Raw genomic sequence first — 22684 nt, forward strand, 5'->3', positions numbered from 1 at the left:
TCGCCTCGTCCGCCCGAACCGCCCGCCGGGAGCCTCAGCCCACGCTGAAGGCCCCGGCGGGCGGTTCGGGCGAGGCGACCGCGTCCGCGTCCGCCACCGGACGGGCCTTGCCGATGAACCGGGTCAGCGCGGCACCGTGGGTCACCCGCGCGGGGAAGACGTCCGCGGCGCAGCGGCGGACGAGCGGGTCCACGTCGATGGGTGCGTACGAGGCGAGGAGCACGACGTTGCCGAAGCGCCGCCCACGCAGCACCGCCGGTTCCCCGACCAGCGCCAGCTCCGGAAAGACGGCGGCGAAGTTCGCCAACTGCGAGCGGAGGAAGGCGAACGGCGCGCTGTCGGCCAGGTTGGCCGCGTAGATCCCGTCCGCGCGCAGGGCACGCCCGGCCGCCCGCGCGTACTCGACGGACGTGAGGTGCGCCGGCACCCGGGAGCCGCCGAAGACGTCCGCGATCAGGAGGTCGGCGGAGGCGGGGGCCACGGCCTCCAGCCGCTCCCGGGCGTCGGCCGCGTGGAGGGTGATACCGCTCCCGTCGGGCAGCGGCAGATACTCCCGGACCAGCCCCAGCAGACCCCGGTCGGCGTCGACCACGTCCTGCCGTGAGCCGGGGCGGGTCGCGGCCACATAGCGTGGCAGGGTCAGCGCGCCACCGCCCAGATGCAGGACGTCCAGGGGCGCACCCGGCTCCGCCGCGCCGTCCACGACGTGGGCGAGCCGCCTCACGTACTCGAACTCCACATAGGTCGGGTCGTCGAGGTCGACGTAGGACTGGGGCGCGTCGTCGACCGTGAGCAGCCAGGCCCGGTCGCGGTCCACGTCGGGCAGCAGCCGGGCGGTGCCGCAGTCGACCTCGCGGATGACGGGTATCGGCTCGTTCACCCCTCCATTGTCGCCGCCGTTGCCCGCCACCCCGAACCGAGGGGTGGCGGGCAACGGGCGGTCTCAGAGCAGCTCGGTGACCGTTCCCGCGCCGACCGTGCGGCCGCCCTCGCGGATCGCGAAGCCGAGACCGGACTCCAGTGGCACGTCACGGCCCAGCTCCACGGTCATGGTGACCGTGTCGCCGGGGCGCGCGACCGCCGCCTCGCCGAGGTCGACGTCCCCGACGACGTCCGCCGTACGGATGTAGAACTGCGGCCGGTAGCCGGTGGCGACCGGGGTGGTGCGGCCACCCTCCTTCGCCGACAGCACGTACACCTGCGCGCTGAACCGGCGGCTCGGCGTGACGCTGCCGGGCGCGGCCACGACATGGCCGCGTCGGACCCGGTCGCGCTCCACTCCGCGCAGCAGCAGCGCGACGTTGTCCCCGGCCTCGGCGGACTCCATCGGCTTGCCGAAGGTCTCCAGACCGGTGACGACCGTCTCGACGTCCGCGCCCAGCACCTGGACCCTGTCGCCGACGCGGACGGTGCCGCGCTCGACGGCGCCGGTGACGACGGTGCCCCGGCCGGTGATGGTCAGGACGTTCTCGACGGACAGCAGGAACGGGGCGTCGGTGTAGCGCACCGGCATCGGTACGTACGTGTCGACGGCGTCCAGCAGTCCTTCGATCGCCGCCGTCCACCGCGGGTCGCCCTCCAGGGCCTTGAGTCCGGAGACCCGGACCACCGGGACGGTGTCGCCGCCGTACCCGTGCGCGGAGAGCAGCTCACGGACCTCCAGCTCGACCAGGTCGGTCAGCTCGGGGTCGCCCGCGTCGGCCTTGTTGAGGGCGACGACGATGTGGTCGACGCCCACTTGACGGGCCAGCAGGACGTGCTCGGCGGTCTGCGGCATGATCCCGTCGAGCGCGGAGACCACGAGGATCGCCCCGTCGAGCTGCGCCGCTCCGGTGACCATGTTCTTGATGTAGTCGGCGTGTCCGGGCATGTCGACGTGCGCGTAGTGGCGGGTGTCGGTCTCGTACTCGACGTGCGCGATGTTGATGGTGATGCCGCGCTGGGCCTCCTCGGGGGCCCGGTCGATCCGGTCGAAGGACACGTAGGACGTGGAGCTGCCGCCGCGCTCGCTGAGGACCTTGGTGATGGCGGCGGTGAGGGTGGTCTTGCCGTGGTCGACGTGGCCCATGGTGCCGATGTTGAGGTGCGGCTTGGTGCGCACGTAAGCCGTCTTGGACATGGCTGATTCCTTCGGAGAACTCGAAGCCGAGAAGAGAGATGGACCCCAGGGCCCCGCCGACCCTCCCCTTGCGGGGTCCGCCGGACTGTCGGGGGAGGGTCAGCTTCGGGCGCCGCCGATGGGCGCTGCGGCAACGGCGCAAGCCGATGCGACTGCTGCTGCGGCAACGACTGCCGCGGCCGGGGCGAGTGCCTCGGCGACCGCGTCGTTCACGGCAGCCTTCGGCGCGTCCGCGACTGCGGACGGCGCTGCGGGGAAGGCGTACCGGAACATGCCCCTGATCATGGCCGGGCGCGGCGGTCACGTCGAATGGTTTTCCCCCGCCCTGTCCGCTGCGGGTCAGAGGTTCTTGAGGGCCTCGCGCACGGAGAGCGGCGACAGCCGGGGCCGCGCGCCGTCGACGAAGTCGCGAACGGCGGCGGGGTCGGTCTTGGCGTACTCGCGCAGGGCCCAGCCGATCGCCTTGCGGATGAAGAAGTCGGGGTGGTCAGCCCGGCGCAGGCAGTAGCCGAACAGCCGGTCGGCGTCGGTGGCTCCCTGGTAGCGCAGCTGGTGGAGGAGGGCGGTCCTGGCGGCCCAGAGGCTGGGGTCGTCGATCCACCGGTCCATCTCGCGGGCGAGCGCCGGGTCGGCGGCGACCAGCGGGCCCGCGACATGCGCGGCGAGCAGGTCGACCGTGTCCCACCAGGGGACGGTGGTCACCAGGTGGTGCAGGACGGGCAGGAAGCCGGAGGTGCAGCGGCCCGCGTGGCGGCGCAGATAGTCGACGGCGAAGTAGTGGTACTCGCGCTCGGGCAGCAGCCAGCAGCGCAGCGCGATCGCCGTGCAGTCCCGCTCGTCCGGCCGCCGGGTGCCCGCCAGCACGGTCCGTGACAGGGCGCGGCGCTCGGGGGTGGGAATCCCGAGGAAGGGTGCGACGTGCTTCATGTACGCGGCAGCGCCCTCGGCCCGTACGGGGTCGGCGGCGGGGGCGTAGGCGGCGACGAGCCGCTCCAGGACGGTGTCGGCGAGGACGCTGACCGGCGGAACGGGGGCGTCGGCAGGGGCGTCGGCGGCGGGGTTCACGCGACGCACATTACGGCGATCACACATCCTTTTCGGTTACTCTCCCCGAATGTTCGACCCCGTCCCCGCCGCCCGGCCCGCCTCCGGTCCGGCTCCGCGCCTCTCCCGGGCGCTGTTGTCGCCGTGGTCCCGTCTTTCGCTGCTTGTCGTCGTCCTGCTCGGGGCCGCGTCGACGATGCTGCTGTTCGAACCACAGCGGCTGCTGGCGTCGGGCTGGCCGCCCGAGCTGACCGGGGGCACGGCGGCGATGGTCTTCGGCCTTGCGTACGGGGCGCTGACGGTGGCGTTCGTGCCGCGCCCGCTGCTGAACATCGCCGCGGGCGCGTTGTTCGGCGCGCAGACGGGTCTGGCGGCGGCGCTGGCGGGCACGGTGCTGGGTGCGGGCGTGTCGTTCATGCTGGGCCGGGTGCTGGGGCAGGACGCGTTGCGGACCCTGCTGCGCGGGAAGCTGCTCACCGCGGCGGACGGGGTGCTGAGCCGGCACGGCTTCCGGTCGGTGCTGGCGCTGCGGCTCTTCCCCGGGGTGCCGTTCGCCGCCGCCAACTACTGCGCGGCGACCTCCCGGATGGGCGCTCCGCCGTTCCTCCTGGCCACCGGTCTCGGGTCGATCCCGAACACGGCGGCGTACGTGATAGCCGGCAGCGAGGCCGCGTCGCCGACCTCGCCGGTTTCCTGGCCGCCATGGGCTTCATCGTGCTGTCCGGTCTCGGCGGGGCGCTGGTGGCCTGGCGCAGACGCCACCGGCTGGGCCGCGACACGCCGAAGGGCTGAGCGTCCGGCGGCACGTGGATGACCGGTGCAGTCGGCCTGACGTTCACTTACAGGCGATACGCTGCCCGCGACCTCGAAGTCCTTGACCGCACTCCGCACTTTGCACGCTGCCGACGGGCCCAGCCGCCCGTGGCCGATGCACGATCACCTCCGGGATGGCCTAAGCCCCATGAGCTGGTTCGAATCATTCGTCCTGGGACTTGTTCAGGGACTGACCGAGTTCCTGCCGATCTCCTCCAGCGCGCATCTGCGGCTGACGGCCGCTTTCGCCGGCTGGCACGACCCCGGGGCGGCGTTCACGGCGATCACCCAGATCGGCACCGAGACGGCGGTGCTCATCTACTTCCGCAAGGACATCGCGCGCATCCTGTCGGCCTGGTTCCGCTCTCTGACGGACCGTGCGATGCGCAGCGATCACGACGCCCAGATGGGCTGGCTGGTCATCGTCGGCTCGATCCCCATCGGTGTGCTGGGCCTCACGCTCAAGGACCAGATCGAGGGCCCCTTCCGTGACCTGCGGCTGATCGCGACGACGCTGATCGGCATGGGCATCGTGCTCGGCATCGCGGACCGGCTGGCCGCGCGCGACGAGACGGGCGGCAGGCACCGGGTGGTGAAGGAGCGCAAAACGCTCAAGGACCTGGGCGTGAGGGACGGACTCGTCTACGGGTTCTGCCAGGCGATGGCGCTGATCCCCGGCGTCTCCCGCTCCGGCGCGACGATCAGCGGCGGCCTCCTGATGGGCTACACCCGCGAGTCGGCCGCCCGTTACTCGTTCCTGCTGGCGATCCCCGCGGTGCTGGCCTCGGGCGCGTACGAGCTGAAGGACGTGGGCGAGGGGCATGTCTCCTGGGGCCCGACGATCTTCGCGACCCTGGTGGCGTTCTTCGTCGGATACGCCGTCATCGCCTGGTTCATGAAGTTCATCACCACGAAGTCCTTCATGCCGTTCGTGATCTACCGGATCCTGCTCGGCATCCTCATCTTCGCGCTGATCTGGTCCGGCGCACTGAGCCCGCACGCGGGCGACTCGGCGGGCTGAGCCGGCGGGTGTGCGCCCCGCCCGGGAGCAGCCGGGCGGGGCGATCCAGCAGCGCAGCAGCCAGCAGCGCGGATAGATGGTTCCACCGTACGGCGGGGGTCTGACAATGCCCGTGGTGTCAGGGGCCCGTGGGCGTCAGGCCGGTGGCGGACAGGATGGCGTCGACCGTTTCGGCCACCGTCAGGTCCGCGCTGTCGATCCAGGTCTTCTCGTCGGCCAGTTCCTCGCGCATCGCCGCCTCCAGGAACGACCAGTCCGTCGTGAGCCGCTTGTCCCGGGCGAGATTGCGCTCCCGGGCCTTGGCCGCGCCCGGGGCCAGGACGACGCGGTGCAGCGGTCCGGCGGTGAGCGTGGTGCGGTAGAAGTCGAGGTGGGCGCGGCGTGCGACGACGTCGTCGATGACCGGCAGGAAGCCCGCGGCGGCGAAACTGTCCGCCAGCAGGCAGGCGTTGCGGGCCCGGAGGAAGATCTGCCGGTCCGCCTCCTCGTCCCCGTCGGGCAACGGCCACCGGCCGCCGGAGACGATGAGTTCCTGGAGGGCGTCCACCTCGATGTGGGCGGAAGCGGCGAACCGGGCGGCGAGCGCCGCGGCCACCGTGCTCTTGCCGCTGCCGGGGATGCCGGTCAGCAGGACCGTGCCCGCCGCCGGCGGCTCGACGTCCACCGGTACTTCCGTCCAGGCCATCCCCGTACTCCCTCGGTCGGTCCGTCAGTACACGTCCCGTACGTATCTGCGGTCCGAGGCTAGCTGTTTGACCTGGGCGGCCGCGGCGTCGGGGTCGAGCCCGCCGTGGGCGACGGCGATGTCACGCAGCGCCCGGTCGACGTCCTTGGCCATCCGGGAGGCGTCGCCGCAGACGTAGAGGTGGGCGCCGTCGCGGAGCCAGGACCAGAGCTGGGCTCCGTGCTCGCGCATCCGGTCCTGGACGTAGACCTTGGCCCGCTGATCGCGGGAGAAGGCGGTGTCCAGCCGAGTGAGGGTGCCCGAGCGGCTCATCGCGTCGAGTTCCTCCCGGTAGTAGAAGTCCGTGGCGCGGTGCTGCTCGCCGAAGAACAGCCAGTTGGCGCCGGAGTGGCCGAGCGCACGGCGCTCCTCCAGGAAGCCCAGGAACGGGGCGACTCCCGTACCGGGCCCCACCATGATCATCGGGGTGGCCGGGTCGGCGGGCGGGCGGAAGCGGTCGTTGCGCTGGACGAACACCGGGACGGGGCTGTCCGGCTCGGCGTCCGCGAGGAACGTGGAGGCGACCCCCTTCCGCCTCCGGCCGAGGGCGCTCTCGTAGCGGATCACGGAGACCGTGAGGCGTATCCGGTGAGGGTCCTCCAGCGGGCTGCCGGCTATGGAGTACAGCCGGGGGCGCAGCGGTCCCAGCACCTCGGCCCAGGTGGCGGCCGTGGCCCGCACCGGGTGCTCGGCCAGCACGTCGACAGCCTGCCGCCCCCACGTCCACCGGTCCCGCTCGCCCTTGTTGTCGGGGCGGAGCAGCTTCTTCAGGGACCGGTCCCCCGTGTGGTCGGCGACCAGGCGCAGCAGGTCCGGGGTGATGCGGGTGATGTCGAGGTGACGGTGCAGGGCCGTCTCCAGCGCCACCGCCCCGTGCCCGTCGACGTCCACCTCGGCCGCCGGGTCGAGGCCGGTGACGGCGAGCCATTCGGCCACCAGCTCGGGACAGTTGAGCGGCCGTACGCCGAGGGCGTCCCCGACCGTGTACGTCAGGGGGGTGTCGGCGTGCCGCGTGTCGATCGTGAAGGCCCGGACCTCCTTCGTCGCACCGGGCAGGCTCAGGAGGCGGTTCCCGGTGAGGAGGGCGGTGACGGGCGCCGCCCGGGAGGGGCGGGCGGGCTGCTTCTCGGCCGGCGGCGCCGGTGCCGCCGCGGCGCGCGGTGCCGGTGTGGCCTCCGGTCCCGTGGCTCTTTCGGGTGTCGTCGCCTCCAGTGCCGCCCTGACCTCCTTGAGCCACTGGCCGAAGGGCTGCTCGTACTCCGGTTCGCAGTCGGTGCGCGGGACCAGCCGCTCCGCGCCCAGTTCGCCGAAGCGTTCGTCCAGGCGGCGGCCGTGGCCGCAGAAGTCGTCGTACGTGGAGTCGCCGAGCGCGAGTACGGCGTAGCGGACGCCTTCCAGGCGCGGGGTTCCGGGGGCGTTCAGCGACTCCCAGAAGCTGGAGCCATTGTCCGGGGCGTCGCCGTCGCCGAAGGTGCTCGTGACGACGAGGAGGTCGGCCGGGCTCGGCAGTGCGTCGGGCCTGCCGTCGTCCATGCCGAGGAGCGTGGTGCGGTACCCCTCGGCGGCCAGCGTCCGGGCGGCCGCCGCGGCGACCTCCTCCGCGTTGCCGGTCTGCGAGGCCCACAGCACGACGACCGGGCGGCCGTCCTGGTCCTCCGGGGCGCCCGGCGGTGGTGCGGGCGCGGTCCCGGGTCCCGGTGGCTCCGGGAGCCGGGAGTAGGCGCCGGCCAGCATTCCGTTGACCCACAGGGCGTGGTCCGGGGCGAAGGGGGCTCCCGCCGGAAGCACCGGGGTGCCTGCCGGGCGGGCTCCGAGGCCCGTCAGGAATCCGGCCAGATAGCGGCGTTCCGCGTCCGTCAGGACCGGCGGGGCGGCGGTCTCCGGCAGACCCAGTGCACCCGTCAGCCCCGTCAGGTCCGCCGGCCCCCTCAGGTCCGCCGGCCCCGTGGTCCCTGCGAGCCCCATCCGGTCCGCAAGCTCCCTCGGGCCCGCCCCGTCCCCGGTGCCCGCCGGGCCGGGGGCGCGCGCGTGCCCGGTCCGGCCCGCCGTCGCGGGAGCCAGGCGCACCGCCGGGGCCGCGACCTTCGCCAGCCGGACCGCGCACACCTTCAGCTCCGGCTGGAACGAGATCGGGTCGACCGCGTCGTTCGTCACCGCGTTCACGCCGAGGTACTCGCCGAACAGATCGTTCCAGTGGAACGGCGCGAAGCACTCCCCCGCCGCGACCCGGTCCGTGATCCGGGCCGGGAGCACCGCACGGCCGCGCCGCGAGGCGACCTCGACGCCGTCGCCCTCGGCCAGCCCCAGGGCGGCCGCGTCGTCGGGGTGGACCTCCACGAAGGGAGCGGGGTCCAGCCGGTTCAGCCTGCCGATCTTCGCCGTCTTGGTGAGGGTGTGCCACTGGTGCTGGAGCCGCCCGGTGTTGAGGACGAACGGGAAGTCCTCGTCCGGCATTTCGGCCGGCGGCAGGTGCGGGCGGGCGTGGAAGACGGCCCGGCCGCCGGGCAGCGGGAAGGCGAGCCTGGGCACGCTGCCGTCGGGCCGGACGGTCAGCTCCTGGCTGACGCCGTCGTTGAGATAGCGCACGGGGTTGCGGGCGGGCCCTTCGACGTCCGCGCTCGGCCACTGCACGGGCGTCTCGCGCAGTCGCTCGTACGTCACACCGCGCAGGTCGTAGCCGGTGTGCGGGTTCCGGGCCCGGGTGATCTCGGCGAAGATCTCCTCGGCACTCGTGTAGCCGAAGGCGTCCTCGAACCCCAGGGCGCAGGCCACCTCCGCGATGATCCGCCAGTCCGGCCACGCCTCCCCGGGCGGGTCGGTGGCCCGGCGGGAGAGGGTGAGGGTGCGCTCCGAGTTGATCATCACGCCCTCGGACTCGGCCCAGAGCGCGGCGGGCAGGACGACATCGGCGTACGCGTTGGTCTCGGTGTCGGCGAACACGTCCTGGGTGACGACGAACTCGGCGGCCTCCAGTCCCTCAATGACGGTCCGGCGGTTGGCGACCGAGGCGACCGGGTTGGTGCAGATGATCCAGCAGGCCTTGATCTCCCCCTCGGCCATGCGCCGGAACATGTCGACGGTGCCGCTGCCCGAGCCGTCCGCGCGCAGGGTGCCGGGTGGGACGCCCCACAGCTCCTCGGTGAAGGCGCGGTCCTCGTCGGACAGGACCGATCGCTGGCCGGGCAACCCGGGGCCCATGTAGCCCATCTCACGGCCGCCCATGGCGTTGGGCTGGCCGGTGAGGGAGAACGGTCCGCTGCCGGGGCGGCAGATCGCGCCGGTCGCCAGATGCAGGTTGATCAGCGCGTTGGTGTTCCAGGTGCCGTGGGTGGACTGGTTGAGCCCCATCGTCCAGCAGCTCATCCACTCGCCCGCCTCGCCGATCCAGCGGGCGGCCTGCCGGATGTCGTCCTCCGGGATGCCGGTGATCTCGGCGACCGCGGCGGGCGGATAGTCGCGGAGGAAGGCCGGCATCTGTTCCCAGCCGTCGGTGTGCTCGGCGATGAACGCGGGGTCGGTGTGCCCGTTCTCGACGAGGAGGTGGAGCAGGCCGTTGAGGAGGGCCAGGTCGGTACCGGGCCGGATCCGCAGGTACAGGTCCGCCTTGGCGGCCGTGGCGTTGCGCCGGGGGTCGACGACGATCAGCTTCGCGCCCGCCTTGACGCGCTCCATCATCCGCAGGAAGAGGATCGGGTGGCAGTCGGCCATGTTGGCGCCGGTGACGAGGAAGACGTCGGCGTGGGCGAAGTCCTCGTACGAGCCGGGCGGCCCGTCCGCGCCGAGGGACAGCTTGTAACCGCTGCCCGCGCTCGCCATGCAGAGCCGGGAGTTGGACTCGATGGTGTTGGTCCGCAGGAACCCCTTGGCCAGCTTGTTCGCGAGGTACTGCGCCTCCAGCGTCATCTGGCCGGAGACGTAGAGGGCCACCGCGTCCGGGCCGTGGGTGTCCAGCACGGACCTCAGCCGGCGCGCCGTCTGTGCGATGGCGGCGTCCCGGCCGAGCGGGGTGAGCTGCTCGCTGCGGTCGGCGCGGGCCAGGGCGGTGGTCAGCCGGCCGGGGGCGGCGAGGAGGTCCGCCCCGGTCGCGCCCTTGGTGCACAGCCGTCCGGCGTTCGACGGGTGCTCCTTGTCGCCGGACGCCTTCACGACGGTGCGGCGGCCGTCGGGCCCGGCGGCGATGTCGAGGACGATCCCGCAGCCGACACCGCAGTACGAGCAGACCGTACGCACCCGGTCGGTGGCGGGGGCATCCGGCGGCGGGGTCGGCACGGTCATGTGCGGGGCCCTTCGGGGGCGGGCGTTCCCCGGGGGGACGCGGGGCGGGCGGCGGTCGCTCCCGAATCTAGGAAAGGCCCGTTACCCAGGGATGACACCGGGCGAACAACGCCGGTTACGTCGCCTGCACACCGGCCGGGAGCCGCCGGTGAGGCTTCCCCCGCGGCGGGCCCCGGCGTCGCCCCGGTGCTCACGGGGAAGGCCCGGGCAGGACATCGGCCGGTCATCACCCGGGAACTTCCCGGCCGGGGCGGCCGACTACTGGAGAGACACCGGGTGCGGACGACCTCCCGGTGACGGAAGCGGCGGCCGGAGCGACGGGACGGCCGCCGGGATGACCGCCGCAGTACACCCACGGGGCCCCGGGCCCGGGAGGAGACCGCGAGGCATGCACTGGTACGAGGACGACGCGCTCTGGTCCGATTTCGCCGCGACGATGTTCCCGCCGGCGCGGGCCGAGACCGCCGCCGCTCTGGTCGCGTCCTCCCCGCTGCTGGACTTCCCGCCGGGCACGAGAGTCCTGGACCTGTGCTGCGGACCCGGCCTCTTCGTGGTGCCGCTGGCGGGCCGCGGGTACGAGGTGACGGGCGTCGACCTGTCCCCGTCGATGCTGGAGAGGGCCCGTAACGCCTGCGACGCGGCGGGCACCGCGGTCCGGCTGGAGCGCGCCGACATGCTCACGTACCGGGAGCCGGGCGCCTTCGACGTGGTCCTGAACGTGTTCACGTCGTTCGGCTACTTCGACGAGGCCGAGGACAACCTCCAGGTGCTGCGCAACGCGTACGAGAGCCTCGCGCCGGGCGGGCGGCTCCTGGTGGACGTGATGGGCAAGGAGGTGCTGGCGGGCTGGATCGGGCGGCCGAAGGCGGTCGACCTGCCCGACGGCGCCTTCGTCGTCCAGCGTGACACCGTCCTCGACAGCTGGCGGCGGCTGCGCACGGACTGGACACTGGTGCGCGGCGCGACGGCCCGCTCCGCATCCATCACCTCCTGACTCTATTCGGCGGCCGAGCTGCACGCCCTCTTCGAGAGCGCGGGCTTCACCGACGTGGAGTGCTTCGGCGGGTTCGACGCGTCCGGCTACGACCAGCGCTCGGACCGGCTCATCGTGCGCGGGCGGCGCACGTGAGGGCGCGGGCGGACGCCGCTCCGCGCACCGCCACCGCGCCCGCCGCCACCGTGCACGACCACATCACCGACGCGGTGAAGACCCCGGACCTGATCCGGCTGACCGACGACCTCGTCCTCGCCCGCTTCGAGACGATGAAGGTGTACGCGGCGCTCGGCGCGGTCCGCTCGCTGCTGCGCCGGGGCCGGGTGGCGCCCGGGCAGACCCTGGTCGACAGCTCCAGCGGCATCTACGCGCTGGCCCTCGCCATGGCCTGCCACCGCTACGGGCTGCGCTGCCACATCGTCGCCTCCACCACCGTGGACGCCACCATGCGGGCCCAGCTGGAGATCCTCGGCGCGACGGTCGACGCGATGCCGCCCTCGCAGAGCCTGCGTCTGGACCAGGAGCTGCGGGTGCGCCATGTGCGCCGGCTGCTGGCCGAGCGGCCCGACTTCCACTGGATGCGGCAGTACCACGACGGAATCCACCACGAGGGCTACCGGGAGTTCGCGGAGCTGCTGGCCGGGGCGCTGCCGGAAGGTCCCTGACCGTGGTCGGAGCGGTGGGCACGGGTGCGTCGACCGGCGGACTGGCGCGTGCGCTGCGGGAGTCGGGGCGACCGGTGCGGCTGGTGGGCATCCAGCCGTTCGGCAGTGTGACCTTCGGGAGCGAGCGGTTCGAGGACCCGGAAGCGATCATCGCGGGCATCGGCAGCTCGATCCCGTTCGGGAACGTCCGGCACGAGCTGTACGACACGGTCCACTGGCTGGACTTCCGCCATGCGATGGCCGGCACGGTCGGACTGCTGCGGGAGCACGCGGTGTTCGCGGGTCTCTCCACCGGAGCGGCACACCTCACGGCCTCCTGGGAGGCGGCCCGCGATCCCGGGCGGCTGCATCTGGTGCTGGGGGCCGACACCGGACACCGGTACGCGGAGAGGGTGTTCGCCCGGCACGCCGAGGCCCTGGACCCGGCCGGGCTGCGGCCCCGGACCATCGCGTCGCCGGACGACCTGCGGCCCCCGTGGTCGGTGATGGAGTGGGCCGGGCGCGCCGCTCCGGAGGCGGCCAGGACCACTGAAGGCGCCAGGACCACCGGGGGCGATGTCCCCTCCCCGTCCACGTCCCCCGCCCCCGTACCGAGCGTGGAGCTGCTGCCATGACGATCGTCGCACTGGAGTCGCTGTCCTTCGGCCTGGGGCGGATGGCGGAGGCCGCCGCCGAGGCGGGGCACCGGCTGTGCCTGCTGACCGGTGACCGCGCGGTCTACCGGCACGAGCTGGCGGTGCTGCCGCCGGACACGCTGGACGTCGTCGACGTCGACACGTGGGACCAGGACGCCGTCCGCCGGGTGCTGGCCGCCGTGCCCGACCTGGCCGGGCTGATCAACACGACGGACACCTGGAGCCTGCCGGCCGCCGAACTCGCCCGTGAACTCGGGCTTCCGGGACCGGATCCGGAGTCCGTGACGCTGTTGCGCGACAAACGCCGGGTCCGGGAGACGCTCCACGCGCACGGGCTGAGCCGCAGTGCGGCCCTAGCTGTCCCGCCGGGTCCCGAGGGTGCCGGGGAGGTGCTGCGGGCAGTGGGGCTGCCCGCGGTCCTGAAGGACTCGGCGGGCACCTCGTCCCGCCATGTGTGGATCGTGCGCGACGAGGAGGCCCTGCACCGGGCACTGGCGGAGGCGGCCGAACAGCGCCTGACGGGTGCGCTGTTCGCCGAGGCGTTCCTCGCCGGCCCGCTGTACAGCGCGGAGACCCTCAGCTGGGACGGGACCACCCGGCTGCTCGGGGTGCTGAGCCGCCAGACGTCCCGGGCCGCGGTGGTACGGGAGGAGGCGGCGGCGTTCCCGGTGGCGCTGCCGGAGGCCGGACGGGCCGGGATCGAGGCGTGGGTGGGCCGGGTCCTGGCAGCGGCCGGGCATGAACGGGGCTTCGCCCATGTGGAGTTCATCCTGACGACCGACGGGCCCGAACTCGTCGAGATCAACCGGAGGATCGGCGGCGCGCTGGTCGGCGAGGTGCTGTGCCGCACGCTGCGGACCAACGTCTACACGGCGATGACGGACGAGGCGCTGGGCCACCGCCCGGCGTTGCTGGACGCCCCGCTCGACGCCGAAGGCCCCGCGTACGGCTTCGTGTTGGTGTACGCGGATCGGCCCGGGGTGCTGAAGGGATGGATCGGGCTCGACGAACTCGCCGCGTTCCCGGGACGGTGGAGTGGTTCCCGGTACGCGAGCCCGGTGAGAACGTGATCCACGTCGGCGACCAGCGGGGCTGTACGGGCATGGTGCTGGCCGAGGGGCGGACGGCCGAGCTGGCCCAGCACCGGGCGTGGAGCGCGGCCGTCCGGGTCCGCCCGGTCGTGGCCGCGGCGCCGTGACCCCGGGGCGGTGAGGCCGCTGCGCGCGGAGGCGCCCCCCGGTTCCCGCGTACGGCTTCCGTTCACCGGACCCCAACGGGTCCTGCTGGCGGGCTCGTTCCTGATCACGCTCGGCAGCTTCGCCGTGCTGCCCTATATGTCGGTGCTGCTGCACCAGCGGCTGGGCATCGCCCTCGGCACCGTCGGTCTCGTGCTGGCGGTGGCCTCGCTGATCCAGTTCGCCGGGGGTGTCGTCGCGGGTCCGGTGGTGGCGCGGCTCGGGCTGCGGCGCGCGATGCTGCTGGCGCTGGCGCTGCGTACGGCGGGGTTCGCCGCGTTCGTCCCCGGGCTGACGAGTCCGGTGCTCGCCGTCGGGGCGCTGCTGCTGGTGTCGGCGGGTGCGGCACTGTATCTCCCGGCGAACAAGGCGTACTTGGTGGAGGGCGTGCCCGAGGCGGGCCGCCCTCGGCTGCTGTCGGCGAGCAGCTCGGCGTTCAACGCGGGGATGGCGTTGGGCCCGCCCGCCGCGGCGCCCCTCGTCATGGGTTCGCCCGGGGTGCTGTTCTCCTGCGTCACCGGGCTGTTCGCGCTGATCGGGGCCGGGCACGCGCTGCTGCCGCATGTCGGGGCGGACCGGCGCTCGAGCGGCGCCGGACCCACCGCCGCGGAGGCGCGGGACACCGGTGAACGGGCCTCCGGCTTCTCGCCTTTCCTGGTGACCGTACTGAGCGTGTACGCGTTCATGTTCTTCCAGCACTATCTGGCGCTGTACGCGGTCCCCCGGACGTCGGCCGCCTTCTACGGGGCTGTCCTGACGGGGTACGCGGCCCTCCTCGTCGTCGCCCAGCCGCTGCTGGCGGAGCGGATCGGCGCGATGAGCTACCCGGCCGCGCTGCGGTGGGGGTTCGGGGCGATGGCGGCGGGGACGGCCGCGATCGGGGTCGGCGGGCACGCGGGGATCGCGGTCGGCGGGGTGCTGCTGTGTCTCGGGGAGATCGTGCTCTTCCTGAAGAACGACCTGGAGGCGCTGGCCCGTTCGCCCTCCGCCCCGGCGAGCGTCTTCGGACGGCAGCGGCTGGCGGCGGGCATCGGGGCGTTCGCGAGCGGGGTGGTGGGCGGTCAGCTGTACGGAGCGGCGGAGGCGGCGGGCTCGGCGCGGGCGTTCTGGGCGGCGGTCTGCCTCCAGTGCCTGCTGCTGCCCTCGGCCTTGCTGCTCCGCCGCCGTACCGCCCGGGGCCGTACCACCCGGGGCCGTGCGGGGCCCCGGGCGGATGGCGCGTGAACCGGGCTAGCCCTCTCGGACGAGGTCGGCCGGGGCGGCGGGTTCCGCGCGCCAGTGGTCGGCGAGTTCGCGGCGGGCGCGCGCCACGCGGGAGCGGACCGTGCCGATCGGGCAGCCGGCGACGGCCGCGGCCTCCTCGTAGGAAACGCCCAGCAGTTGGGTGAGGACGAAGGCCTGGCGGCGGTCCGGCTCCAGCCGGCGCAGGGCGTCCAGCACCGCCGCGGACTCCTCGAAGCCGGGCAGATGGCGGGGCTGGGCGCGCTCCGCGGCGGTCTGCCAGTCCGCGGTGTCGGCGGTCCGGGGGCGTACGGCGGCCGCCCGGTGGCGGTCGATGACGACGCGCCGCGCGATCGACATCAGCCAGGTCCGGGCGCAGGACCGCCCCGCGAACCGGGCCAGTCCGCTCATCGCCCGCAGGTAGGTCTCCTGGGCCAGGTCGTCGGCGCCCGGGGCGTCCGAGCTGAGGTAGGCGACGAACCGGCGGACGTCCTCGTAGGTCGCCCGGACGAACCGGTCGGCGGCCTCCCGGTCCCCGCCGCCCGCGGCCAGCGCCCAGTCGGTGATCTGCCCGTCGTTCTGCCGGGCGGCCGGGACCCGGGGGCGGGGCGGCGGGGTGGCGGACACCCGGAGGACCGGGGGCCGGGTGGCGATGGGCCGGGCGGGCGGTGCGGCATCCCGTGATGCGGCGGGGGCCGGCCGTACGGCGGTCAGGGGCACCGCGGCGGGTTGCGCGACTGGTTGTGCGGCGGGTCGCACGGCGGCCGGCAGTGCGGTAGCGGGAAGTGTCACAGCAGTCCTTCGCGTCCTTGCGGAGCCGCGGCGGCGGTCGCCCGGCTCCGGTGGCCGGTTCCGTTCCGGACGCGCCGCCGGGGGCGGGCCCGGGAGAACCGGCATGCCTGTCACGGGTGTGCGCGAGGGCGCACACCCGTACCGCCCCCGGCGCACAGAGGCCGGAGGACGGATGGAGGTCAGAGGAAGCGGAGGGCGAGCGGCGGCCCGCGCCGGGAGAGGGTGTGCAGGGCGAGCAGGTCCTGGGGGCGGCGACCGGCCCGGCGTCGGGTGCGTCGCCGGGCGGGCGGCACCGGGGCGGGCGGCGTCGCGGCCCACAGCCGCCGGGCCGTCCGCAGCGGGGCACGGACGAACAGCACCAGGCAGCGGCCCAGCCGGGCGAGAGCGACCTCGCCGCGCCACAGCCACCAGCCGCAGATGAGCCCGGCCAGCGCGTGGGCCGCGGCCATCCCGAGAGTGAACACCGTGCCGTCGAAGGCGGCCAGAAGCCCCATCAGGTCCGACGAGCCGCCGATCGGGACCTCGTGCGCGGAGTGGTCCATCGCAGCCGACGCGTGGTGCCCGCCGCCCGCGTGGCGCCCGCCGATGCCGGACGGCAGCCAGGATCCGGCACCGGAGAAGACGGCGTGCAGCCCCAACTGGCCCAGGACATGGGCGGCGACGGTCGCCGGAGCGCTCCGCTCCCGTGCCGCGAGCCACCATCCCGCCCCGCACACCGGCAGCAGGGCCGCGGCCTGGACGGGCAGGGGCAGGGGCGCGCCGGACATCAGCGCGTGGCCGAGGCCGGACACGGCGACGCACACGACCGCGAACAGCGCGGTGCGCCCGAGTCGGAGTGCGGTTCCGGCCCCCATGGCAGCCATGGTGCCAGCCGTACCCACCCCGGCGAGAAGAGCACCAGATGCCGAAACAATGGGAGTTCGCCTCGTTTGCCCCCTCCGCACCATCGCGTGATCCACGTCACACAACAGGGCCGGGAACTTTACCCTCCCGGTGCCCGACTGCTCCAACAACGCGTCTGCGTACGCCTCGTGGCCCGGGGCCGCCGCATCCGCCCCCGCCCCCCGCTCCGAAGAGGCCGCATGACGAACCCGTCCCCCGCCCCCGAGCCGGCAGCGGCCGCCGAGACGTCCGAAAGCGCCGCACCCGGCGACCGCCAGGTCCCCGGACCACGGCGGGCGGGAGAGCCGAGACGGCCGACGCTCCGCTCCGACCTCCGGGCCTCGTGGCCCGACGGGCTGGTGGCGCTCGTCATCACCGCGGCGGTCTTCGTCCTGCTCTACCTGCGCATCCGCAACAAGACCTCCTCCACGGTCACCGTGATGCCGTTCATGGCGGACGCGGGCGGCTTCTGGATGTACTTCCTCAGCCAGGCGTTCGGCTGGTCCGCCCTGCTCTGGGCCTGGGGCACCGTCATCCTCGGGCTCCTGCTGTCCGGGCCGCGCCCCTCCCGCCTGCCGCTGTCGGGACCCCGGCTGGAACGCCTGCACCGCACCACGAGCCTCAACACCATCGCCCTGATCGCGGCCCACGCCCTGCTCTTCGCGGCCGAACTGGTCCGGCACGACACGGCCGCCTGGAACTCCGCCGTCGCCACCGCGTTCGTGGAGGCCTTCGTCCCCGGCGGCTACGACTCGGGGACCGGGCGGGTCGCCATCCCCGTCGGTCAGGCGGCGCTCTACCTCGCGATCCCGCTCGGCCTGCTCTTCTACGTACGCCACCGCATCGGCCCCAAGACCTGGCGGGTCCTGCACCGGTGCGTGATCGTCGTGTACGTCCTGAGCGTCTGGCACACCCTGCTGTACGGGACCAACGTCTGGTACGACGGCTGGTTCCGCACCGGTGTCTGGCTGCTCCAGCTCCCGATCGCCGCCCTGCTGCTCCTGCGGCTGCTGCGGCCCGCCCGCCGCTCCGAGAAGCTGCCCGGCAGGCCCGGGGCGAGTGCCGGGGCCCGTACGGGGTGGGTGCTGCGGCTGGGCGGCCGGCTCGTGGTGGCGGCGGTCCTGGTGGCCCTGGTCGCCGTCGTGGCCAGTGGCAGGGACGGCGGGCGCAGCGTGCCCCCGGAGGACACCTCCTCCACCCACAACCACGACTGACCCGGATGACACGAGGAGAGGCCGTCCGCCACCCCGTACGGGCGCCGTCGGCCGGCGACGTACGCTCGGAGCCATGACCACCAACGATCTTCCCGTGATCGCCGCCGTCGACGGCTCCACGCACAGTCGGCAGGCGCTGGACTGGGCCACCCGCGAAGCCGTGCGGCGCGGACTGCCGCTGCTGATCGTCCACGTCCGCCCGCTCACCCGGCAGGTCGACGAGGAGACCGGGCGGCGCGAGGCCGAGGCGCTGCTGGCCGAGTCCGTACGCCGGAGCGCGCTCATCGCCCCGGAGCTGCGGCCGTCGACCCTGGCCCCGCTGGACTTCCCGTCGGCGGCCCTGGTCTCGCTCGGCCGGGACGCCTCGATGATCGTGGTCGGATCGCGCGGGCTCGGCGGCTTCCGCTCGCTGATGATCGGTTCCAACAGCCTGGCCACCGCGTCGATGGCGAGCTGCCCCGTCGTCGTGGTGCAGGACGACCGCCCCGAGGGGACCGACGACCGGGGTGCGGACGCGGACGCCTTCACCGACATCGTGGCGGGGGTGGCCGCCGACGAGAGCAGCGAGGCGGTCCTGGAGTTCGCCTTCGCCACCGCGGCCTCCCGGCCGGGCGCCCGGCTGCGGATCGTCCACGGCTGGACGATGTTCTCCTCGATGCTCGCGGGCGGCCCCGTCCTGGACCGGCAGGAGGCGGCGGGGTCCGCCGCCCGGACGCTCGCCGAGCTGACCTCGGGCTGGCACGAGAAGTACCCGCAGGTGGAGATCGTCCGGGAGCCGGTCAACGGTTCCGCCTCACGCACCCTGGTGACCGCGTCGGCCACGGCGGCCCTGACGGTGGTCGGCCGCCGCAAGGGCGGCGAGTCGCTCGGGCTCGGGCTGTCGCCGGTGGCGCAGACGGCGGTCACGCACGCCCTGGGGCCGGTCGCCGTCGTCCCGTGCTGAGGCCGGTTCCCCCGGCGTGCGCCGGGGGACCGCCCGCGCGTCGTGTCGGCGCGGGCCTCTTGGTTCGGCGGGCCGCTTGACCGAGACTTGACCGATGACACAGCGTGTGGCGCTCGCGACCGTGATGGACCGGCTTGCCATCGATGCGGTGATCACCGGATATGCGGTGGCCGTCGACGACGGGGCCTGGGCGGACTACGGGGCCCTGTTCACCCCGGACGGCCGCGCGGACTACCGGGGCGCGGGCGGCGTGGAGGGCCCGGCCGAGGAGGTCGCCCGGTGGCTGGAGGAGACGATGCGCCTCTTCCCCGTACGCCAGCATCTGATCGTCAACCGCCGGATCGACCTGGAGGACCTGGGCGGCTACACGGGCGACCGGGCCGAGGTGCGGGCCGACTACCTCAATCCGATGTGCCTGGCGCGGCAGGCGGCGAGCGGGCCGGAGGGGGGACCTCCCGGGCAGTCGGGCACCGCCACGCCCGACTTCGTGACCGGCGGCCGCTACGCCTTCGCGCTGGACCGCGCGGAGGCGGGCTGGCTGATTCGCAGGGTCACCGTCCACGAGAAGTGGCGTCGGGCCCCGGGCCCGTAGAGCAGTCGGCCGTGCCCCGCTCGGCCCGCGTCCTGTGTCCGGCGGGGATCACCTCCCTCACACTGGGTATCCAGGGGTCGACGCGGCGGGGGCGATCGCCCGCCCGCGCAGGACCGAGGAGGGCACGGCATGCGAATCCGGGGCGGGCGTCTCCCGGTCGGCCGGAATGCGGCCGCCCCCTCCGGAAGCGGCGGCTCCGGCACGCCCGGCGGCAGCGCCTCCGGCGATGAAACGTCCGGAGGCGGCACGGCCCCAGAAGGCACGCCCGGCGGCGGCACGCCCGGTGCCGGGTCCCCGGCGGGCGGCCCGGACTCCGCCGGTGCCGGGCGGCTCGCGTCCCCCTGGTTCCGGGCCGCCGCGCTTCTGCTCGTCGGGGCGCTGCCCGCGCTCACCTTTCCCGCGCCCGGGCTCTGGTGGTTCGCCTATGTGGCGCTGGTCCCCTGGCTGTTGCTGATCCGCACGGCACGCTCGCCGCGCCGGGCGGTGCTGGACGGGTGGATCGGCGGCATCGGGTTCGTCATCGGCGTGCACCACTGGCTGATGCCGAGCCTCCACGTCTTCATCGTGCTGCTGGCCGCCCTGCTCGGTCTGCTCTGGGCGCCCTGGGGTCTGCTGGTGTCCCGGCTGCTCGGCGGCTCTCCCTCCGCCCGGCGGGCCGCGGCGGCCGTGGTCGTCGTGCCCTCCGGATGGCTGCTGATCGAGCTGGTCCGGTCCTGGGAGGGGCTCGGCGGGCCCTGGGGGCTCCTCGGGGCGAGCCAGTGGGAGGTCTCCCCGGCCCTGCGGGTCGCCTCGGTGGGCGGGGTGTGGCTGGTGAGTCTGCTGGTGCTGGCGGTGAACACCGGGGTGGCACTGCTGATCGCCGCTCCCGCCGCCCGTACGGCCGCCGGGGCCGTGCTCCTGGTGTGCGCCCTGTCCGTCACCGCGGTGTGGGCCTGGGCGCCCCGGCCCACGAACGCGGGCACGGTCAGGATCGCCGTCGTGCAGCCGGGGGTGGTGGAGGGGCCCGGGAGCGTCGCGCGCCGCCTCGACCGGGGCGAGGAGCTGACCCGCTCGCTGGCGGGCCGGGGCGTGGACCTCGTGGTGTGGGGTGAGAGCAGCATCGGGGCCGGGGCGTGGGAGGGCCCGGAGACCGCGCGGCGGCTGGCGGAGCTGTCCCGTCTGGTCGGCGCGGATCTGCTGGTCAATGTGGACGCCCGGCAGACGGACGGTTCGGGGCGGTCGGGGATCTTCAAATCGGCGGTGCTCGTCGGTCCCGACGGGCCGACGGGGGACCGCTACGACAAGATGCGTCTCGTTCCGTTCGGCGAGTACGTCCCGGCCCGCTCCCTGCTGGGGTGGGCGACCTCCGTGGGCAGGGCGGCGGGCGAGGACCGGCTGCGCGGCGACCGGCAGGTGGTGATGACCCTGCCGGACGGGGCGCGGGGGCTGCGGATCGGCCCGCTGGTCTGCTTCGAGACGGCGTTCCCCGACATGAGCCGCAGGCTGGTGCGCGACGGTGCGCGGGTGCTCGTCGCCCAGTCCGCCACCTCGACGTTCCAGGACAGCTGGGCCCCGGCCCAGCACGCGTCGCTGGGGGCGCTGCGGGCCGCCGAGAACGGCCGCCCGGTGGTTCACGCCACGCTCACCGGGGTCAGTGCGGCGTACGGGCCCCGGGGCGACCGGGTGGGTCACCCGCTCGCCACGGACGCGAGCGCGGCGGAGGTCTTCGACCTGCCGCTGGCCCGCGGGCAGACGCTCTACGGCCGGTTCGGCGACTGGCCGGTGTACGGGGCGTTCGCGGCGCTCGCCGCGCTGTGTGCCGCCGAAGGGCTGCGGGCGCTCAGGCGGCCTGCTCCAAGGCCTCCCGGACCACCCGCTCGCACAGCTCATGGGTCGCCAGGGCATCCCGGGCGCTGAGCGTCTCACCCCGGCGTACGGCGTCGAGGAAGGCGTGCACGCAGGCCTCGATGCCGCGCTGCCGGGCCACCGGGACCCAGTCGCCGCGACGCCGCACCGAGGGCCGGCCCTTGTGGTCGACGATGTCCGCGAGGTTGAGGACCTGTCGCTTGGTGTCCTGGCCGGAGACTTCGAGGATCTCCTCGGTCGAGCCGTTCAGCCGGTTCATCATGCCGATCGCGGTGAATCCGTCGCCGGACAGCTGGAGGACCACGTGGTGCATCAGGCCGTCCACGATCCGGGCCCGCACGGTGGTGTGGTCGACGGGGCGCGGGGCCAGGAAGCGCAGGGTGTCGACGACGTGGATGAAGTCGTCGAGGATCATCGTCCGGGGGTCCTCGGGCAGGCCGACGCGGTTCTTCTGCATGAGGATCAGCTCGCGCGGGTGCTCCGCGCACTGCGCGTAGCCGGGGGCGAAACGGCGGTTGAAGCCGACGGCGAGGCTGACACCGTGTTCCTCGGCGAGGTTCACCAGCCGCTCGGACTCGGCGTACTCGTAGGCGATCGGCTTGTCGACATAGGTGGCGACGCCGGCGTCGAGGAGCCGCTCCACGATCTGCGGGTGCACGGCCGTGGGGGCATGCACGAACGCCGCGTCCAGCCCCGCGTCGAGCAGGGAGTCGAGGGTCTCGTGCCGGGCCCCGGCCGGAACGCGGTGGGCGTCGCCGACCGCGTGGAGCGTGGCGGGGGTGCGGGTCTGCAGGTGCGGTTCGACGCCCGGTACGGCGGTGAGCACCGGCAGGTACGCCTTCTGCGCGATATCGCCGAGTCCGATGCAACCGATCTTCACGAGGGTCTCCCTGTCGCCGTGCCGGGCCGCTGTGCGCGGCTGTTCGCGCCCCGGCAGCATACGTCGCGGCCACCCGGGGCCCTGCTGCCGGTCCGTTCACAAAACCCCTGGCCAGGCCCATGATCATGGGTCACCATGACCCCCATGACTTTTCCCGAGCGCCCCGAACCCGCCATCGACTCCGCCGAGCGCCCCATGCTGGAGGGCTGGCTGGACTACCACCGCGAGACGCTGGTCGCGAAGTGCGCGGGTCTCACGGACGCGCAGCTGCGCGAGGCTTCCGTGCCGCCCTCCGCGCTGACCCTGCTCGGCCTCGTACAGCATCTCGCCGAGGTGGAGCGCTACTGGTTCCGCGAGATCCTGGCGGGCGAGGAACTCCCGGACCTCTACTCCACCGAGGAGGACCCGGACGCGGACTTCACGGTGTCGGAGACCGCCACCTGGGCCGGGACGGAGGCCGTCTGGCGGGCGGAGACCGCGGCGGCGCGCGAGAGCGCCGCCGCGTTCGGCCTGGACGACTTCTCCAAGGGCGTCAGCTCGTCGGGCAAGCCGTTCAATCTGCGCTGGATATACACGCACATGATCGAGGAGTACGCCCGCCACAACGGCCACGCCGACCTGGTGCGCGAGCGGGTCGACGGCGCCACCGGGGTCTGACCGCCCCGAGCCGTCGGCGAGCCCGGCGGGCGCTGCCGGGCTCCGGTGGCCCCGGTCGGCGTGGTGCGGGGCGCCGTGCTGACCGGGTCACTCGTGCGGGCCATTCCCCGCCCACCGGGCCCCCGGCGCGGGA

The 22684-nt window shown here is 73.9% G+C and carries 15 protein-coding genes and 4 pseudogenes; 11 read left to right on the top strand and 8 right to left on the bottom strand.

All coding sequences use genetic code 11. The features are described from left to right. Positions 1 to 34 precede the first annotated feature (34 nt). The 3 genes from CCZ36_RS03225 to CCZ36_RS03235 all read right to left on the bottom strand — a co-directional run bounded on the left by CCZ36_RS03225 (position 35) and on the right by CCZ36_RS03235 (position 3184). Positions 35 to 880 (bottom strand): spermidine synthase, encoded by an 846-nt coding sequence (locus tag CCZ36_RS03225; RefSeq protein WP_069736110.1) that lies wholly within the window; start codon positions 878 to 880, stop codon positions 35 to 37. 63 nt (positions 881 to 943) lie between these two features. Further along, positions 944 to 2119: an elongation factor Tu gene (gene tuf / locus CCZ36_RS03230; RefSeq protein WP_069736109.1), complete on the bottom strand. Its 1176-nt coding sequence runs from the start codon at positions 2117 to 2119 to the stop codon at positions 944 to 946. A gap of 339 nt (positions 2120 to 2458) precedes the next feature. Further along, on the bottom strand, positions 2459 to 3184 hold the full coding sequence (locus CCZ36_RS03235; protein WP_069736108.1) for a DNA alkylation repair protein: 726 nt from the start codon (positions 3182 to 3184) through the stop codon (positions 2459 to 2461). 49 nt (positions 3185 to 3233) lie between these two features. On the opposite strand from CCZ36_RS03235, the pseudogene CCZ36_RS03240 reads away from it, so the two are divergent. Both CCZ36_RS03240 and CCZ36_RS03245 read left to right on the top strand, forming a co-directional pair. Then, positions 3234 to 3955: pseudogene (locus CCZ36_RS03240) on the top strand (TVP38/TMEM64 family protein). 169 nt (positions 3956 to 4124) lie between these two features. Continuing rightward, a complete protein-coding gene (locus CCZ36_RS03245; protein ID WP_069736106.1) occupies positions 4125 to 4997 on the top strand; it encodes an undecaprenyl-diphosphate phosphatase in 873 nt (290 codons plus the stop codon). A gap of 118 nt (positions 4998 to 5115) precedes the next feature. On the opposite strand, the gene CCZ36_RS03250 is transcribed toward CCZ36_RS03245, so the two are convergent. Together CCZ36_RS03250 and CCZ36_RS03255 are read right to left on the bottom strand one after the other, a co-directional pair. Then, entirely contained in the window at positions 5116 to 5682 is a 567-nt protein-coding gene (locus tag CCZ36_RS03250) for an AAA family ATPase (protein WP_128816995.1), read from the bottom strand. A 24-nt stretch (positions 5683 to 5706) separates the two neighbouring features. Continuing rightward, positions 5707 to 9996 carry a bifunctional nitrate reductase/sulfite reductase flavoprotein subunit alpha gene (locus tag CCZ36_RS03255; protein ID WP_128816996.1) on the bottom strand — a complete coding sequence of 1430 codons (4290 nt, stop codon included), beginning with the start codon at positions 9994 to 9996 and terminating at the stop codon, positions 5707 to 5709. A 388-nt stretch (positions 9997 to 10384) separates the two neighbouring features. Between CCZ36_RS03255 and CCZ36_RS03260 the strand changes: the two are divergent. From CCZ36_RS03260 to CCZ36_RS03275, 4 genes and pseudogenes are all read left to right on the top strand, one after another. Continuing rightward, positions 10385 to 11125 (top strand): annotated as a pseudogene (locus CCZ36_RS03260) (class I SAM-dependent methyltransferase). Then, positions 11122 to 12269, top strand: a pseudogene (locus CCZ36_RS03265) (pyridoxal-phosphate dependent enzyme). Before CCZ36_RS03260 ends, CCZ36_RS03265 begins: the two co-directional pseudogenes overlap by 4 nt. After that, a pseudogene (locus CCZ36_RS03270) lies at positions 12266 to 13488 on the top strand (ATP-grasp domain-containing protein). The pseudogenes CCZ36_RS03265 and CCZ36_RS03270 overlap by 4 nt, the downstream one beginning before the upstream one ends. 10 nt (positions 13489 to 13498) lie before the next feature. Continuing rightward, positions 13499 to 14749, top strand: coding sequence for an MFS transporter (locus CCZ36_RS03275; RefSeq protein WP_128816997.1), 1251 nt, complete (start codon positions 13499 to 13501; stop codon positions 14747 to 14749). Positions 14750 to 14755: 6 nt separating this feature from the next. Here the strand turns inward: CCZ36_RS03275 and CCZ36_RS03280 are convergent, their stop codons facing one another. Both CCZ36_RS03280 and CCZ36_RS03285 read right to left on the bottom strand, forming a co-directional pair. Further along, entirely contained in the window at positions 14756 to 15373 is a 618-nt protein-coding gene (locus tag CCZ36_RS03280; RefSeq protein ID WP_069736099.1) for a sigma-70 family RNA polymerase sigma factor, read from the bottom strand. 344 nt (positions 15374 to 15717) lie between these two features. Beyond that, entirely contained in the window at positions 15718 to 16392 is a 675-nt protein-coding gene (locus CCZ36_RS03285; RefSeq protein ID WP_069736098.1) for a hypothetical protein, read from the bottom strand. Between the two features lie 228 nt (positions 16393 to 16620). On the opposite strand from CCZ36_RS03285, the gene CCZ36_RS03290 reads away from it, so the two are divergent. From CCZ36_RS03290 to lnt, 4 genes are all read left to right on the top strand, one after another. Continuing rightward, positions 16621 to 17634, top strand: a complete 1014-nt coding sequence (locus CCZ36_RS03290) for a ferric reductase-like transmembrane domain-containing protein (protein WP_128816998.1) — start codon at positions 16621 to 16623, stop codon at positions 17632 to 17634. Positions 17635 to 17707: 73 nt separating this feature from the next. Continuing rightward, on the top strand, positions 17708 to 18577 hold the full coding sequence (locus CCZ36_RS03295) for a universal stress protein (protein WP_069736096.1): 870 nt from the start codon (positions 17708 to 17710) through the stop codon (positions 18575 to 18577). A gap of 94 nt (positions 18578 to 18671) precedes the next feature. Beyond that, positions 18672 to 19169, top strand: a complete 498-nt coding sequence (locus tag CCZ36_RS03300) for a nuclear transport factor 2 family protein (RefSeq protein ID WP_069742475.1) — start codon at positions 18672 to 18674, stop codon at positions 19167 to 19169. A 129-nt stretch (positions 19170 to 19298) separates the two neighbouring features. Then, positions 19299 to 21065 (top strand): apolipoprotein N-acyltransferase, encoded by a 1767-nt coding sequence (lnt, locus tag CCZ36_RS03305; RefSeq protein ID WP_128816999.1) that lies wholly within the window; start codon positions 19299 to 19301, stop codon positions 21063 to 21065. On the opposite strand, the gene CCZ36_RS03310 is transcribed toward lnt, so the two are convergent. Continuing rightward, positions 20989 to 21894, bottom strand: a complete 906-nt coding sequence (locus tag CCZ36_RS03310; protein WP_069736220.1) for a Gfo/Idh/MocA family protein — start codon at positions 21892 to 21894, stop codon at positions 20989 to 20991. The two genes, lnt and CCZ36_RS03310, sit on opposite strands and share 77 nt — an antisense overlap. Positions 21895 to 22029: 135 nt before the next feature. On the opposite strand from CCZ36_RS03310, the gene CCZ36_RS03315 reads away from it, so the two are divergent. Further along, entirely contained in the window at positions 22030 to 22551 is a 522-nt protein-coding gene (locus tag CCZ36_RS03315) for a DinB family protein (RefSeq protein ID WP_443069790.1), read from the top strand. Positions 22552 to 22684 lie beyond the last annotated feature (133 nt).

The sequence above is a fragment of the Streptomyces sp. S063 genome (genome assembly GCF_002832675.1).
Classification (GTDB): Bacteria; Actinomycetota; Actinomycetes; order Streptomycetales; family Streptomycetaceae; genus Streptomyces; species Streptomyces sindenensis.

Excerpts from the sequence above, each read along its gene's own strand:
- tuf (WP_069736109.1), bottom strand. The coding sequence starts at position 2,119 with ATGTCCAAGACGGCTTACGTGCGCACCAAGCCGCACCTCAACATCGGC.
- CCZ36_RS03245 (WP_069736106.1), top strand. The coding sequence starts at position 4,125 with ATGAGCTGGTTCGAATCATTCGTCCTGGGACTTGTTCAGGGACTGACC.
- CCZ36_RS03250 (WP_128816995.1), bottom strand. The coding sequence starts at position 5,682 with ATGGCCTGGACGGAAGTACCGGTGGACGTCGAGCCGCCGGCGGCGGGC.
- CCZ36_RS03255 (WP_128816996.1), bottom strand. The coding sequence starts at position 9,996 with ATGACCGTGCCGACCCCGCCGCCGGATGCCCCCGCCACCGACCGGGTG.
- CCZ36_RS03285 (WP_069736098.1), bottom strand. The coding sequence starts at position 16,392 with ATGGGGGCCGGAACCGCACTCCGACTCGGGCGCACCGCGCTGTTCGCG.
- CCZ36_RS03290 (WP_128816998.1), top strand. The coding sequence starts at position 16,621 with ATGACGAACCCGTCCCCCGCCCCCGAGCCGGCAGCGGCCGCCGAGACG.
- CCZ36_RS03295 (WP_069736096.1), top strand. The coding sequence starts at position 17,708 with ATGACCACCAACGATCTTCCCGTGATCGCCGCCGTCGACGGCTCCACG.
- CCZ36_RS03300 (WP_069742475.1), top strand. The coding sequence starts at position 18,672 with ATGACACAGCGTGTGGCGCTCGCGACCGTGATGGACCGGCTTGCCATC.
- lnt (WP_128816999.1), top strand. The coding sequence starts at position 19,299 with ATGCGAATCCGGGGCGGGCGTCTCCCGGTCGGCCGGAATGCGGCCGCC.
- CCZ36_RS03315 (WP_443069790.1), top strand. The coding sequence starts at position 22,030 with ATGACCCCCATGACTTTTCCCGAGCGCCCCGAACCCGCCATCGACTCC.